At 55.8% G+C, this 13,841-nt stretch carries 14 protein-coding genes; 6 read left to right on the forward strand and 8 right to left on the reverse strand.

The annotated features are described in order from the left end of the window. Window positions 1–69 precede the first annotated feature (69 nt). From ABJL60_RS08445 to ABJL60_RS08455, 3 genes are all read right to left on the reverse strand, one after another. Window positions 70–1,500 carry a TRAP transporter large permease gene (locus ABJL60_RS08445; RefSeq protein WP_348291569.1) on the reverse strand — a complete coding sequence of 477 codons (1,431 nt, stop codon included), beginning with the start codon at window positions 1,498–1,500 and terminating at the stop codon, window positions 70–72. Further along, window positions 1,500–2,129 carry a TRAP transporter small permease gene (locus tag ABJL60_RS08450; RefSeq protein ID WP_348291571.1) on the reverse strand — a complete coding sequence of 210 codons (630 nt, stop codon included), beginning with the start codon at window positions 2,127–2,129 and terminating at the stop codon, window positions 1,500–1,502. Before ABJL60_RS08450 ends, ABJL60_RS08445 begins: the two co-directional genes overlap by 1 nt. A gap of 104 nt (window positions 2,130–2,233) precedes the next feature. After that, window positions 2,234–3,250, reverse strand: a complete 1,017-nt coding sequence (locus ABJL60_RS08455; protein WP_108827901.1) for a C4-dicarboxylate TRAP transporter substrate-binding protein — start codon at window positions 3,248–3,250, stop codon at window positions 2,234–2,236. 489 nt (window positions 3,251–3,739) lie between these two features. Here ABJL60_RS08455 and acs point away from each other — a divergent pair, with 489 nt between their 5' ends. From acs to ABJL60_RS08475, 4 genes are all read left to right on the forward strand, one after another. Further along, window positions 3,740–5,683: an acetate--CoA ligase gene (acs, locus tag ABJL60_RS08460; protein ID WP_348373836.1), complete on the forward strand. Its 1,944-nt coding sequence runs from the start codon at window positions 3,740–3,742 to the stop codon at window positions 5,681–5,683. Window positions 5,684–5,695: 12 nt separating this feature from the next. Next, window positions 5,696–6,379 carry an adenylate kinase gene (locus ABJL60_RS08465; RefSeq protein WP_348373923.1) on the forward strand — a complete coding sequence of 228 codons (684 nt, stop codon included), beginning with the start codon at window positions 5,696–5,698 and terminating at the stop codon, window positions 6,377–6,379. A gap of 61 nt (window positions 6,380–6,440) precedes the next feature. Beyond that, a complete protein-coding gene (locus tag ABJL60_RS08470; protein ID WP_348291575.1) occupies window positions 6,441–6,944 on the forward strand; it encodes a flavin reductase family protein in 504 nt (167 codons plus the stop codon). A 92-nt stretch (window positions 6,945–7,036) separates the two neighbouring features. Continuing rightward, the gene (locus ABJL60_RS08475) at window positions 7,037–8,044 is read left to right on the forward strand and encodes an AraC family transcriptional regulator ligand-binding domain-containing protein (protein ID WP_348373837.1); all 1,008 of its coding nucleotides are present in this window, start codon (window positions 7,037–7,039) and stop codon (window positions 8,042–8,044) included. A gap of 53 nt (window positions 8,045–8,097) precedes the next feature. On the opposite strand, the gene ABJL60_RS08480 is transcribed toward ABJL60_RS08475, so the two are convergent. The 4 genes from ABJL60_RS08480 to ABJL60_RS08495 all read right to left on the reverse strand — a co-directional run bounded on the left by ABJL60_RS08480 (window position 8,098) and on the right by ABJL60_RS08495 (window position 12,019). Next, a complete protein-coding gene (locus ABJL60_RS08480) occupies window positions 8,098–9,117 on the reverse strand; it encodes an extracellular solute-binding protein (RefSeq protein ID WP_348373838.1) in 1,020 nt (339 codons plus the stop codon). Between the two features lie 107 nt (window positions 9,118–9,224). Further along, entirely contained in the window at window positions 9,225–9,884 is a 660-nt protein-coding gene (locus ABJL60_RS08485; protein ID WP_348373839.1) for a GntR family transcriptional regulator, read from the reverse strand. Window positions 9,885–9,899: 15 nt separating this feature from the next. Continuing rightward, window positions 9,900–10,937, reverse strand: coding sequence for a Gfo/Idh/MocA family oxidoreductase (locus ABJL60_RS08490; protein WP_348373840.1), 1,038 nt, complete (start codon window positions 10,935–10,937; stop codon window positions 9,900–9,902). Next, on the reverse strand, window positions 10,934–12,019 hold the full coding sequence (locus ABJL60_RS08495; RefSeq protein ID WP_348373841.1) for an isocitrate/isopropylmalate family dehydrogenase: 1,086 nt from the start codon (window positions 12,017–12,019) through the stop codon (window positions 10,934–10,936). Before ABJL60_RS08495 ends, ABJL60_RS08490 begins: the two co-directional genes overlap by 4 nt. A gap of 176 nt (window positions 12,020–12,195) precedes the next feature. Here ABJL60_RS08495 and ABJL60_RS08500 point away from each other — a divergent pair, with 176 nt between their 5' ends. Continuing rightward, complete coding sequence (locus ABJL60_RS08500) at window positions 12,196–12,513, forward strand: putative quinol monooxygenase (protein ID WP_348373842.1); 318 nt, start codon at window positions 12,196–12,198, stop codon at window positions 12,511–12,513. Continuing rightward, the gene (locus tag ABJL60_RS08505; RefSeq protein WP_348373843.1) at window positions 12,510–13,328 is read left to right on the forward strand and encodes an N-acyl homoserine lactonase family protein; all 819 of its coding nucleotides are present in this window, start codon (window positions 12,510–12,512) and stop codon (window positions 13,326–13,328) included. Before ABJL60_RS08500 ends, ABJL60_RS08505 begins: the two co-directional genes overlap by 4 nt. A 3-nt stretch (window positions 13,329–13,331) precedes the next feature. Here ABJL60_RS08505 and ABJL60_RS08510 read toward each other — a convergent pair whose 3' ends face one another. Next, window positions 13,332–13,718, reverse strand: a complete 387-nt coding sequence (locus ABJL60_RS08510) for a DUF3307 domain-containing protein (RefSeq protein WP_348373844.1) — start codon at window positions 13,716–13,718, stop codon at window positions 13,332–13,334. Window positions 13,719–13,841 lie beyond the last annotated feature (123 nt).

A 13,841-nucleotide genomic window follows, 5' to 3' on the forward strand; every position in this document is an offset into this window, starting at 1 on the left:
AGTCACCCTTTAGAAACTATTTAACTCGTCCAAGGTATCAAAATGCCTATCGGTACAAAGGGGAAAAGTTCACCCCACGAGGCTTGGAAGCCAAAGCACAATCCCCGGAAACGCCACCAGCATCGCGATGGTCGCAGCATCCGCCAGAAAGAAAGGTGTCACACCTTTAAACACATCCTGCACCGTCAGATCATCGCGCACGCCCGCAACCACAAAGCAGTTGAGACCGATGGGCGGCGTGATCAAACAGAATTCTGCCATCTTGACCACCAATATCCCGAACCAGATCGCGCACATTGGCCCCGACATCCCGAACGCACTGTCCGCAGCCGCTACGTTTTCGCCTCCGTTCAGCGCCATGACTGCCGGATAGACCACAGGCAACGTCAGCAGCAGCATCCCGATCGCATCCATGAACATCCCCAGAACGGCATAGGCCAAAAGGATGCACACAAGGATCAGCATCGGCGACATTTCCAGCGCTGTGATCCAGTCCGAAAACGCATCAGGCAGCTTTGCAAAGCCCAAAAACCGCACATAGATTAGAACGCCCCAGATGATGGTGAAGATCATCACCGTCAGCTTGGCAGTGTCCAACAACGCCTCTTTCAGCGCGGGCCAGCGCATGCCGCGATAAAGCGCCATAAGGAAGATGATGAAGGCTCCGATGGCCCCGCCTTCCGTCGGCGTGCCCCACGCATCGCCAAAGGGGTTGTAAACAAAGAAGATGATGATCACGACCACGGCCACGATGGGCAAGGCAGGCGGCAGACTTTCAAAGCGTTCTTTCCACGTAAAGCCCGACACAGGCGGGCCGACACTTTTGAAAATGACCGCAATCCCGATGATCAGACCTGCATAGACAATGGCCGAAAACGCACCGGGGATGAAACCGGCCAGCAGCAGTTTGCCCACGTCCTGTTCCACGATGATGGCATAGATCACCAGGATCGCTGACGGCGGAATAAGCGAGGCCAACGTGCCCCCCGCCGCCACGACGCCTGCCGCGAATTGCTTGTTGTATCCGATCTTCAGCATTTCCGGGATCGCAATGCGTGCAAAAACGGCGGCTGTGGCGACAGACGCGCCAGACACAGCGGCAAATCCTGCGGTGGCAAAGACGGTAGACACCGCGAGCCCCCCCGGCACCCATGCGATCCAGCGCTTCGCGGCCTCGAACAGCGCCGTGGTCAGGCGGGCGTGATAGGCCATGTAACCGATCATGATAAAGACAGGGATCAGGGACAGAACCTGCGCCGAAACTTTAGAATGGGGGACTTGGCCCGCGATCAGGAACGCTTTGGCAAGGGCCCCATCCCAAATCTCGCGTCGTTCATTCCAAAACAGCAACGCATCCCACGCATAGTCTTTCTTTTCCCAGAAAATCCAGAAAATGCCGACAAAGCCCGCCATGCCAGCGGCAAAAGCCACACGCATGCCCAAAATGACCATAACCAGCATGCCGCTGGACACCCAAAGGCCGATTTCAATAGGATCCATCAGTCGGCCCCTTCCAGGCTTTCGGCCTCAATGCGGGCTTGCTCTGCCACACTGAGGTTCAGGGGCACCGCCACAGGGCTTTCAAGGCCCAACACAAGGGCGCGACCATAGCCAACGGCCTGCAAAACCAAACGCATGACCAGAACCGCAAAAGCGACCGGAACCACCAGTTTCGAAGGCCAGATGGGAATGCTGATGTCGATGGAACTGTCACGACTGCACAGAGGGCGTGCACAATCGAATGACCGCTCAAAATGCTCCCATGCGCCCCACGTCAAAGCGGCCATCAAAATGAGGATCATCAAAACAGAGATCAACTCAAACAACCACAACAGCCGCCCCTTGAGAGCGGACACAAACATGTCCATGCGAATATGGGTGCCATCGCGCTGCACATAGGACACGCCCATAATCGCAATGATGGGCATGGCGGCTTCGATGTAGTCCACATAACCCGCCAAAGGAGAGGCAAAGAACTTGCGACCGATGACCGAATATGCGGCCAGAAACATCAGCGAAAATATCGCAAGACCGCTCAGCAAGGCACAGAATTTTTCAAGTGGAAGCAACGCCCTGTCGAGCTTGCTTAAAAGGCTGCTGTCCTCAAGAACAGCGGCTGAACCTGCCATCGTTTATCCCCCCGGTCACGACGTTTTTTATGGACAAGGCGCACGTGTTTCGGCGCGCCCTGTCGTTTTTTTCGCGTAAGGTGCACCTTGGTGCACCACCCCGCTTAGCTTCCGGATTTGGCGTCGGCCAATGTCTTCACAACCAGATCATACAGCTCTTGGCCCGGCAGGCCTTGCGCTTCCATGTCTTTGATCCAAGCATCACGGATCGGATCAGCAGCCGTGGCGCGGAATTCGGCCAGAACAGCTTCGTCGATCTCAACCTTGGCGACACCTTTTTCTTCCAGAACGCTGTCCCATTTTTTCAGCAATTCACCGTAGTTGGCCAGGTAATGGTCCAGCGCCTCGTCGATTGAGCTGTCCAAAGCCTCGCGGTGTGCGTCGCTAAGGTCTTCATAGGCGTCGATGTTGGCAACAACAGGGCAGTTCACGGTGCCGGGGTTCAGGTTGGCGGTCCACCAATCGGCCTGGTTGATTGTACCAAAGCTAAGGTGCGCGTGCTGGGCGAAGGCCACTGTATCAACAACACCCGATTCCATGGCTTGGTAGGCTTCGGTGGCCGTCACAGATGTTGGTACACCACCAACGGCTTTGAATGCATTGCCAATACCACCTGTTGCGCGCACACGCATGCCTTCAAAGTCGGCCAGTGTGGCGCGTGGATCGCCTGTGCCAACCAGATTGTATTGTGGCATAGGCGATGTCATCAGCAGTTTCGCATTCCACTGTTCCATTTCTTCCGCAGCGGCAGGGTGCGCATACACGGCCTTGGACACCGCGACTTCTTGCGCCAGGTTCTCAACACCAAGGAATGGCAGTTCCAGAACCGTCACAACACGGTTTTTATCGCGGTGATAGCCTGCACAGAACTGCGCCATTTCGAACGCACCGATGGAAATACCATCAAGGTTTTCGCGGTTCTTCGACAATCCGCCATAGCTGATGTTCATGGTGAATTCGCCGTTTGTCTTTTCGGACACCAGCTCGGCCAGCTTTTCAACGTGCTCTGTAAAGGCGCGGCGCTTGCCCCAGACGGATACGTTCCATTCTGTGGCCGCAGCTTCGATGGCGAAGGCAAATGTAAGCGTGCTGGCAACAGCACCCAGTGCAAATTTGTTCATGATGTTCTCCCTTATATGCGCAAGCAGATCTGCGCTTGAAAAAGAAGCTAACGCGGCACTGTCCCACTGCCAAGAAGAACTTGCGCAAATCCCCGCGTTAGGTGTCGTGCTGTTCCGGCTTCAAGCCGCTTTGATTCTGCCAAAAACCCATCCACGACTTTGGTCGCGCAACAAAATGTCACGCACTTCAAGTTTTGTTTTCGAAAGTAATCACGAGAATTATGCGCACTGGCAGGTGGCACGCCCGGCCTGCTTTGACAAACAAAACACCGAAAACACGCAAGATTTCCTAGTTGCCACAAGACGCTTTACAAAAAATTCAGATAAAAGAGAAAATATTTACAACGAAACCGTTATATTTCGGTCACTTATTCCTTTCTTTTCAAATGGCGCTATGATCCGCCCAAGGGAGAAGGCTGGGATCCACACACATTCGTGTGCGAATGGCAGCCCGACGAATACCAAGGTCAAAAAGGGAGGAGCCTTTATATGTCCGACACATTCCCACCGTCCGCCGAAATGGCAGCCAATGCACATGTCGACGCCGCGAAATACGATGAAATGTATGCGGCCTCTATTGCGGACCCTGAGGCGTTCTGGGGCGAACATGGCAAGCGCATCGACTGGATGACACCATACACCCAAGTCAAAGATGTCTCGTATGACTTTGGCAATGTGGGCATCAACTGGTATGCCGATGGCACGTTGAATGTGTCTGCCAACTGCGTCGATCGCCATCTGGCCACGCGCGGCGACCAAACAGCCATCATCTGGGAACCTGACAGCCCGACCGACCCATCCCTGCACATTACTTACAACCAGCTTTCGGCCGCTGTGAACAAAATGGCCAACGTCCTGAAAGATCTGGGCGTCGGCAAAGGTGACCGCGTCGTCATCTATATGCCCATGATCCCCGAAGCAGCCTACGCCATGCTGGCATCGGCACGCATCGGCGCCATCCATTCCATTGTTTTTGCAGGATTTTCACCCGAAGCCTTGGCAGCGCGTGTTCAGGGTTCCGAAGCCAAGGTGGTCATCACCGCAGACGAAGCCCCCCGCGGCGGACGCAACACGCCTTTGAAGGCAAATGCCGACAAAGCGCTGTCCACCTGCGACGCATCTGTTCAATGTTTGGTTGTGCGCCGTACCGGCGGCGATGTGGCGTGGGATGACGCCCGCGACCGCGACTATAACGTCCTAAGCGCTGCCGCATCCGACGTCTGTGCGCCCGAAGAAATGAACGCCGAAGACCCGCTGTTCATTCTGTATACATCCGGCTCAACAGGGATGCCCAAAGGCGTGGTCCATTCCACAGGCGGCTACATCGTTTATGCGTCGATGACCCACGAGATCACCTTTGATTACAAAGAGGGCGACATTTTCTGGTGTACCGCAGATGTGGGTTGGGTCACCGGCCACAGCTATATTGTCTATGGCCCGCTGGCCAATGGCGCCACCACGCTGATGTTTGAAGGCGTGCCCACCTATCCCGACGCCAGCCGCTTCTGGCAGGTATGTGAGGAACACAAGGTCAACCAGTTCTATACCGCGCCCACAGCCCTGCGCGCCCTCATGGGCCAAGGCAACAGCTTCGTTGAAAAATGTGACCTGTCCAGCTTGCGCCTGCTTGGCACCGTGGGCGAACCAATCAACCCCGAAGCCTGGAACTGGTACAATGAAATTGTCGGCGGCGGGCGTTGCCCCATCGTAGACACATGGTGGCAGACCGAAACCGGCGGCCATTTGATGACCCCCCTGCCCGGTGCCCATGCCATGAAACCCGGGTCGGCCATGAAGCCGTTTTTCGGCATCGAACCTGTGGTGTTGGAACCGACAACCGGCGCAGAGATCGAAGGCAACGACGTCGAAGGTGTGTTGTGCATCAAAGACAGCTGGCCCGGTCAGATGCGCACGGTTTGGGGGGATCACGAGCGGTTCGAGAAGACCTACTTCAGCGACTACAAAGGCTACTATTTCACCGGTGACGGCTGCAAACGTGACGCAGACGGCGACTATTGGATTACCGGCCGCGTGGACGATGTGATCAACGTCTCGGGGCACCGTATGGGCACAGCTGAAGTCGAAAGCGCCTTGGTCGCCCACCCCAAAATCGCCGAAAGCGCCGTGGTGGGCTATCCGCATGACATCAAAGGGCAAGGCATCTATTGCTATGTCACATTGATGGGCGGCGAAGAGCCATCCGAGGAACTGCGTAAGGAATTGCGCACATGGGTGCGCACCGAAATCGGCCCCATTGCATCGCCCGATCTGATTCAATGGGCGCCGGGCCTGCCAAAAACACGCTCTGGCAAAATCATGCGCCGCATCCTGCGTAAAATCGCGGAAAACGATTACGGCGCGCTTGGCGATACCTCGACGTTGGCCGATCCGTCCGTTGTGGACGATCTGATCGACAACCGCATGAACCGCTGAAGGAGACGAATGATGGATGCTTCTGGTAGGACCAAACCGGCTGTTCTGATTTTGCTTGGCCCCCCCGGGGCCGGCAAAGGCACCCAAGCCCGTTTGCTGGAAAAGAGCTTTGGGTTGGTGCAGCTCAGCACCGGTGATTTGCTGCGGGCCGCTGTGGCTGCGGGCACGGAGGCTGGCAAAGCCGCTGATGCTGTGATGAAAGCGGGCGATCTGGTCAGCGACGAGATCGTCATCAACATTCTGCGCGATCGCATGGCGGAACCCGATTGCGCCCAAGGCGTGATTCTGGACGGTTTTCCGCGCACGGACGTGCAGGCTTCGGCACTGGATGGTCTGCTGGCCGAAAACGGGATGAAAATCGACGCAGCGATTAGCCTTGAAGTTGATGACGCGGCGATGGTTGAACGTGTTTCGGGGCGCTATACCTGTGCTGCATGCGGGGAAGGCTATCACGACAGCTTCAAAATTCCCGCCAAACCCGGCGTCTGCGATGGGTGCGGCAGCACCGATATGAAGCGGCGCGCGGACGACAACGCGGAAACTGTCGCGGGACGCCTATCGGCCTATCACGCGCAAACCGCCCCCTTAATCGCCTACTACGACCAGCAAAATGCGCTGCAACGCGTCGATGCGATGGGTGATATAGACGGGATCGGCGCTGCGATGTCAAAAATAGTAGCTGACATCACGGGATAGCGCGTCACACGCACGTTTCAAGATGTGGACATTTCATGCGCGCCGTGGCACCGCTGAGCTCATGACTGATCACGTTGAATTCACGCCCGACACCACCAATACGCTGCAATTGCGTGACGCTTTTGGCCGCTTTGCCACCGGCGTCACCGTGATCACGGCCCAAACAGCGGTTGGGCCTTTGGGCATGACGGCAAACTCCTTTTCTTCTATCTCGCTTGATCCGCCTTTGGTGATGTGGGCGCCCGGCAACGGATCGCGGCGCCATGATGCGTTTGTTGCGGCCCCGAGGTTTTGCATCCATGTGCTGGGCGCTGACCAGTTTGAGCTGGCCGCCCATTTCGCCACACGCGGTGACGGGTTCGACGCCTTTGAAACGCATCTTGATGATCAGGATTTGCCCCTTTTCAACGATTGCATCGCACGGTTCATTTGCGAACATCACGCGGCCCATCCGGCGGGCGATCACACGATGGTTCTAGGTCGGGTGGTTCAGGCCAGCTTTGCAAGCCGTCCCGGTCTGGTGTTTGAACAAGGGCGTTACGGACAATTGGCCGTCAACGCCTGATCTTGCGCATCACGCCACCTGTCTAACAATTCACGCCACCCACTGGTGAACCACGCCCACGCCTGTACCATGGGATCCAACAGGAGTTCCCAATGGCCCCATCCCAACCCCGCTACAAAATCGCATCGACCCTGCCGCAATTGTGCGGGTTGCTTGGCATTTCTTTGGACAATGTCATTCGACGCACCGGCATGTCCGGTGACATGACCACCCCCGACGCCCGTGGCGTCACCACCGAAGAATATTTTGAAGGGTGGTACGCCATCGAGGCAGAGGCAAATCGGGATGATTTGCCATTGGCCCTTGGCAAAGCCTATGCGCGTGGGCCGTTCAACCCCGCCTTCTTTGCCTTTACCAGCAGCCCGACGGTGCGCATCGGGCTAGAGCGTCTGGCTGTTTTCAAACCCATTGTGGGGCCGCTGATCATGGCGATCCGGCCCACGGATCTGGGGATTCAGATTGTGAAATCCGCAAACCCTCCGACGGTGTCATTGCCTTTAAGCTTTTCCGCCACCGAATTTGTGTTTTTTGTCGAGGCCATTCGCAACAGCAGCGGGGCACACATCGTGCCAACCTCGGCCACATTGCCTGCGCGTATGACCTGCCATGCAGAACTTGAGGATTTTCTGGGCTGTCCGATCAAAATCGGTGAGCCCGCAGAATTGACCCTGTCGCAGGAGGATGCTGCCCGCCCGCTGTTGTCGGTGAACCCCGATCAATGGGCCACGATGGAACCCGCATTCAAACGCCAACTTGCCACTGTGACCGACCACATGACAACCACCGCAAGACTGCGCAATGCCATCACCGAAATGCTGCCCAGCGGGTTGTGTGACATCGATGAAGCCGCAAGGCGCATGCGTCTGAGCACCCGCAGCTTGCAACGCTATCTGTCGGCAGAAACCACACGATTTCAACATGTCCTAGATGGCACACGCCGTGATCTGGCCCTGCATTACCTGCGCAATTCAGATCTGAATATCGAAGAGATTTCATATCTGCTGGCCTATCGCGACCCGAATTCCTTTTACCGGGCCTTCCATATCTGGACGGGAATGACCCCAAAGGAAGCACGGTTGGGTAGCCCCAAAAAAACTTAAACGGGCGCATGCGCTGCGCCCGTTAAGATGTTGTTCGTTAATTGTAGTTTGGATTACTTCCAGCCAACGCTATTAAAAACCTTCTGGGCAGTTGGCACGTTTTTGGCCACGTCTGACAAATTGACAGTATCGCCTTTGTAGTCGCCAAGTGCCGCAACGGACGGGCTAAGTTCTACCCCTTCAACCGCCGGATATTCGTCGTTCCCGGATGAAAAATAGACCTGCGCCTGATCAGATGCGAGGTATTCAAGAAACTTGATCGCGTTGTCTTTGTTGGGGGCATTCGCAGCCACACCCGCCCCGGACAAGTTCATATGCGCGCCTTCTGCGTCTTGCGCTGGAAACACCCAACCGATGTTATCCATCGCAGCTTTGTCCAGACCTTTGACGTCTTTGCGCAACGCGCGTGCGAAGTAATAGGTGTTGGAGATCGACACCTGACATTCGCCTGATACCAACCCACGCAACTGATCGGTGTCACCGCCCTGCGGGTCGCGGGCAAAGTTGTCGACCACGCCTTTGGCCCATGCTGTTGCGGCTTCTTCACCGTGGTTTTCGATCACAGCAGATAGCAACGTCTGGGAATAGACGTTCGAGGACGAGCGGTGGCACACCATGCCTTTGTAGGCAGGGTCGGCCAAGGCAACGTAATCCATGGGCGGGTTTGCAACGTCGGCTTTGTTGTAAAAGATGATGCGTGCGCGTTGGGAAAACCCAAACCACTGATTGTCGGCGTCTTGCAGATTGGACGGGATGCGTTCTTCAAGCGTTGCATTTTCGATAGATTGCAAAACGCCTGCGTCTTTTGCGCGCTGCAGGCGTGTGGTGTCCACAGTCAACAGCACGTCGGCTGGCGAATTGGTGCCTTCGGCTTGCATCCGCGCAATCAGTTCGTCGCCTTTGCCTTCAATCCGGTTGATTGTGATGCCCGTGGCCTCTGTAAAGTCCGAATACAGGCGTTCATCCGTATCGTAGTGGCGCGATGAATACAGGTTCAGCTCACCCTCGGCCAGTGCGGGGGCTGCAAAGGCAGTTGCGGCGATAACTGTCGTGAGTGTGCGGTTGATCGACATTGCGGATCTCCAAGCGTTTAAATCTGATAAAAACAGTAAGTCTATCAGTGCACCCATCTTGTCAATTGTTTCCGACTAAATTAGTCAACATTAGAATAGCTCTAAAGTCACAACGTATGCAGGCGGTGTTTTTCCAACAATTCAAGGATCATACGCTTGGCCTGATCCCGGTGCCGCGTGTGAATGCGCCGTGCCAACGCACCATCACCCGCCCCTATCGCATCCAGCACACCGCGGTGATCCGCATTGGATTGCGTCGGTATCGGGCGAATGTACAACGTCGTGGCGCGTGCGCGGCGCACCTGATCCTGCATCATCCCGACAATGGCAACAGCGCGGGAATTGCGGCCAAGACGCACAAGTTCAGCATGAAAACGATCGTCCGCCTCGGCCCAGTCTTCCAGGGCGCGGGCCTCTACGGCTTTGTCCATATCCGCAATAGACGCGGCCAATGCCGTCAAGTCATCGTCGCCGTATCCGTATCCGGCTGCACGTTCGGCTGACAATCCTTCAAGCTCTGTCAGCACATCGTAAATTTCACGCATGTCATCTGCGGACACCGGCAAAATACGCACACCTTTGCGCGGGCGCATTGCCAACAACCCCTGGCTTTCCAACATCAACGCCGCCTCGCGCACAGGTGTGCGCGACATGTCAAGCCGCTCGGCCAGTTCGCTTTCCAAATGGTCAGAGCCCGCAGGCAGGACCCCCGAAAAAATCAATTGCCGCAATTCGGAAATGGCACGTTGGGTGCTGGATTGTGACATAAAACGGCCTTTGCGTTACTGGTCTAACGCGATTTTCCGCGCCTCTTCCGCCGAAGCGTAAATCGCCTGCTCGATCTCTATCACTTTCAAATAGGAATCGGCAGTGTTTTCCAACATTCCGTTGTCATGCAGCGCGTCCACGACATGGGCCTGCAAATGATGCACGCAATCACCTCCAAAGCCGGGCCACACGCTGGGGGCCAACATCTCGGTGTCTTCCACCGCCCCGAACCGCCGGTGCATCACAGCCCCGCTGCCCAAAAGCTTTAGCGTGCCTTCTGTTCCCTCCACCAATGCCTCACCCATGGTGCAGCGGTGATTGTCTGCCGCATGATCCAGATGGCGGTTGCCATCAAAAATCGTGCGTATGCCTTCGGGATGGTCAAACATCACCACCCCCGCATCTTCGCCGGCAATCACAGGATTGATCCGCCGCAAATCGGCGTAAACGGCTGTGGGATCACCAAAAAGATAGCGAAACGTATCGACCCAATGCACGCCAGTCTCATGGATCAGAAACCGTGGCATGGTCTGGAAATATGGTTGTCGGTCCAAGTAGGCCATCGCCCCTTGCCCGTCACCGGGGCGCAAGCGAAAGGTCATTTGGAGAACCTGCCCGATCGCGTCTTTAGCCAACAGTTGTTTGATGCAGCGATACCACGGTTGAAACCGGAAGTTTTCGTGGATCACGATTTGCGCCCCTGCCGCTTGGGCTGCATCGGTCATTTCGCGGGCTTCAGTCAAAGACATGCAAAAGGGTTTTTGACAAATGATGGTTTTGACGCCTGCGTCCAAAGCACTTTGAATGGCCCGCGCATGCCCCAATGGCGGCAAAATCACGTCCAGCACATCGGGTTGGGTGTCCGCCAGCATCTTGTCCAGATCATCAAAGGCCTGCGCCCCAAGCGGGGCAGCCTTCGCGGCGGCTTTTGCCTTGTCCAGATCGCAGGCCCCCACCACACGCACCCCCTTCAAACGACGCCAACTGTCATAGTGGAACTGGCTGAAAAAACCGGCCCCGACGCAGGCTATCTTCAGGGTCTGCGTGGTCATGCAAGTGCACCCCAAACGGCGTCTGCGGCCTGCGTTGTGCTGGCACCCCCGCCAAGATCGCGCGTTAGGATGGCCCCTTTGGCCACAACAGTTTCAACCGCTTCGCGCAGACGCACCCCATCTGAAACCATTGCCGGATTGTCATAGCGCAAGCCCAGCCAATCCAGCATCATCGCCGCCGACAAAATCATCGCCATCGGGTTTGCCGCGTTCTGGCCCGCGATATCGGGGGCCGAGCCATGACATGGCTGAAACACCGCATGATCCAACCCTATGTCAGCAGATGGCGCCAACCCAAGCCCGCCCATCAGGCCAGCCCCCAGATCGGACAGAATGTCGCCGAACATGTTTTCAGTGACCATAACGTCGAAGTCCCATGGCTTTTGCACCATCCAAAGCGCTGTTGCGTCCACATAGGCGTGGTCGGCCACAATGTCGGGATGTTTTGCAGCTTCGGCATCGAACATTTCACGAAAGAACGCAAAGGCGCGGAACACATTGGCTTTGTCCACACATGTCACTTTGCCCGGGCTGCGGCCCGTGGATTTCCGGGTTTTGGCCAGATCAAACGCAAACTTGAACAGTTTTTCGGAAATGTCACGGGTGATCAAAAGGGTCTCACGGGCTTCGTCTTTCGTGACCTCACCGCGGCCTTGGGTGTGGAAAAGCCCTTCGGTGCTTTCGCGGATCAAGACGAAATCGACCTCGCGGCCTGCGGGCAAATTCAGCGGTGTGGTTTGGCCGGCCTTGATGGTGACAGGGCGCACACCGGCAAACAGAACCAGTGCTTTGCGCAGATCGATTTGAGGCGAAATTTCCGTGCCATCGTCATAGCGGACATTGGGCAACCCCATGGCGGACAATAAAATCGCATCCGATTGCCGCGCAATGTCCATCGACGCCTCGGGCAAAGACGCGCCTGTTTTTGCGTAATGTGCGGCCCCTGCTGGCGCATCTTTGAACGTCAATTCATATGCGCCCGACTGTCCCGCCAATTTCTGCAAGATCTCGACTGTGGGTTGGGTGATTTCAGGGCCGATGCCGTCGCCTTCAAATACCGCGATGTCAAATGTGTGTTTCATAACGTCCTCAAATATAAGCAGACCAACCCGCCCGCCTTATGACAATTGCAAAGTCGTGACTTGAAATTTAATGTATACATTACTTGCCAGCTGTGCCATCCCGAAAGTCGAAATTGTTTTGGAGAATGACCAGCGCCGCTTTTAGAGTGGGTCAGATGTTATATGAAAGGCCGCCTATGTTTGCTGTTGTTGTCACACTGAACTTCGATCCCGCAACCGAGGATGAATTTATGCCCTTGATGCGTGAAAACGTCCGCGCCACGTTTCACAATGAACCTGGTTGCCGTCAGTTTGATTTGTGCACAGACCCCGACCGGCCCGGCGAAGTGTTTCTGTATGAAACCTATGAAGACGCTGCAGCCTTTCAAACGCATCTCAAGACACCTCACTTTCTGGCCTTTGATGCGGCCGTCCAGCATTTGGTGACGGGGCGCGATGTGCGCACCTTTGCAAATGTCAGCGCACACCCCAACCCGAACGCGGTCACACAATGAGCGATTGGGAAATTCACGCTGTAAAATATGCGGACCGCAACGCCCGCACGCGGGTCGACAGTTTTATTTTTGATGACAACCACAATGCCCCCCATCCGATGGACTATTATATGTGGCTGCTGCGGCGTGGCCGCGATGCAATTCTGGTAGACACAGGATACGACAACACCGAAGCCGCATCACGCGGGCGCCCGATCCGCTTGGATCCTGTCGCAGCCCTTGCCCCTTTTGGAATTGCCCCCGAAGACATCACCCACGTTATTGTCACACATCTGCACTATGATCACGCGGGGGGGCTGCACCTGTTTCCCAATGCCAAGCTGCACCTTCAAGCGGCTGAAATGGCCTATGCGACAGGCCCGTGTATGTGTCACGACACATTGCGCATGCCCTTCACAGCCGACCATATCTGCACCGCAATCAAACGGCTGTATGCCGGAAAGGTCGTTTTCTACGACGGCGAAGCACAAGTGACCGACGGGGTCACTGTACATTGCATAGGCGGACACAGCCGCGGATTGCAGGCGGTGCGGGTGAAAACCAAATCGGGATTTATGGTGCTTGCGTCAGATGCGGCGCATTTTTACGAAAATGTTATGGCCCGCAAACCCTTTCCCATTGTCGTGGACTTGCAAAATATGTTGGACGGTTTCGAGACGCTGCACCAACTGGCCTCTGCACCTGAGCTGATCATTCCCGGTCATGATCCACTTGTGCGCCAGCTGTTTGCCGAAGGCATCGCGCCACACATCACACGACTTGATACCGGCCCCATAAAGCCGATGCCTGATTTTGGTTCTGTGTCAGACACTTAAATCCTAGACTGCCATCCAGACCATAGCGATGTAAGTCCATTGATGCGCCAATTGATCCATACCGAAAGCGCGCCAATATCCGGCGTCCGTCGTTGTGAATGCAGTGCGTTTGGACCACCAGCCTTTGCCGAAATCGATATGGTAGTGCAACACCCATTCCACCGCCAAAAGCCCCACAACCAGCGCCCAGGATAGGCCGGCCAAAAGACCAAAAGGCAGCAACACCAAAAAAGATCCGACAACATGCACCACTGCATGCTGCGCACGGCCCGCATGGACATAGATCGCCCCCGCAGACAGCATTTTGGGTGTTTGCAGGTAAAAGTCCGCAAACAGGTGCTTTACCTGAAATAAGGCCAGCATCACCAGCATGAGCGTTATCTGATCCACGTTTTGCGCCTTTCTGTGTAACCGCAGCTTAGGAACGCAAATCTCATTTCGCAATGGATCACATGCAAATCCTTTGAAAATGGCGCACGCGTCGGGAAAACGATTTGCGCCCCTTGTCACGAT

Source organism: Ascidiaceihabitans sp. (assembly GCF_039986515.1).
Lineage (GTDB): Bacteria > Pseudomonadota > Alphaproteobacteria > Rhodobacterales > Rhodobacteraceae > Ascidiaceihabitans.

What these genes read in the sequence shown, in the direction of transcription:
- ABJL60_RS08495 (WP_348373841.1), bottom strand. Translation starts at nt 12,019, where the DNA reads ATGAAACACACATTTGACATCGCGGTATTTGAAGGCGACGGCATCGGC.
- ABJL60_RS08480 (WP_348373838.1), bottom strand. Translation starts at nt 9,117, where the DNA reads ATGTCGATCAACCGCACACTCACGACAGTTATCGCCGCAACTGCCTTT.
- ABJL60_RS08465 (WP_348373923.1), top strand. Translation starts at nt 5,696, where the DNA reads ATGGATGCTTCTGGTAGGACCAAACCGGCTGTTCTGATTTTGCTTGGC.
- ABJL60_RS08485 (WP_348373839.1), bottom strand. Translation starts at nt 9,884, where the DNA reads ATGTCACAATCCAGCACCCAACGTGCCATTTCCGAATTGCGGCAATTG.
- acs (WP_348373836.1), top strand. Translation starts at nt 3,740, where the DNA reads ATGTCCGACACATTCCCACCGTCCGCCGAAATGGCAGCCAATGCACAT.
- ABJL60_RS08445 (WP_348291569.1), bottom strand. Translation starts at nt 1,500, where the DNA reads ATGGATCCTATTGAAATCGGCCTTTGGGTGTCCAGCGGCATGCTGGTT.
- ABJL60_RS08475 (WP_348373837.1), top strand. Translation starts at nt 7,037, where the DNA reads ATGGCCCCATCCCAACCCCGCTACAAAATCGCATCGACCCTGCCGCAA.
- ABJL60_RS08490 (WP_348373840.1), bottom strand. Translation starts at nt 10,937, where the DNA reads ATGACCACGCAGACCCTGAAGATAGCCTGCGTCGGGGCCGGTTTTTTC.
- ABJL60_RS08500 (WP_348373842.1), top strand. Translation starts at nt 12,196, where the DNA reads ATGTTTGCTGTTGTTGTCACACTGAACTTCGATCCCGCAACCGAGGAT.
- ABJL60_RS08470 (WP_348291575.1), top strand. Translation starts at nt 6,441, where the DNA reads ATGACTGATCACGTTGAATTCACGCCCGACACCACCAATACGCTGCAA.
- ABJL60_RS08450 (WP_348291571.1), bottom strand. Translation starts at nt 2,129, where the DNA reads ATGGCAGGTTCAGCCGCTGTTCTTGAGGACAGCAGCCTTTTAAGCAAG.
- ABJL60_RS08455 (WP_108827901.1), bottom strand. Translation starts at nt 3,250, where the DNA reads ATGAACAAATTTGCACTGGGTGCTGTTGCCAGCACGCTTACATTTGCC.
- ABJL60_RS08505 (WP_348373843.1), top strand. Translation starts at nt 12,510, where the DNA reads ATGAGCGATTGGGAAATTCACGCTGTAAAATATGCGGACCGCAACGCC.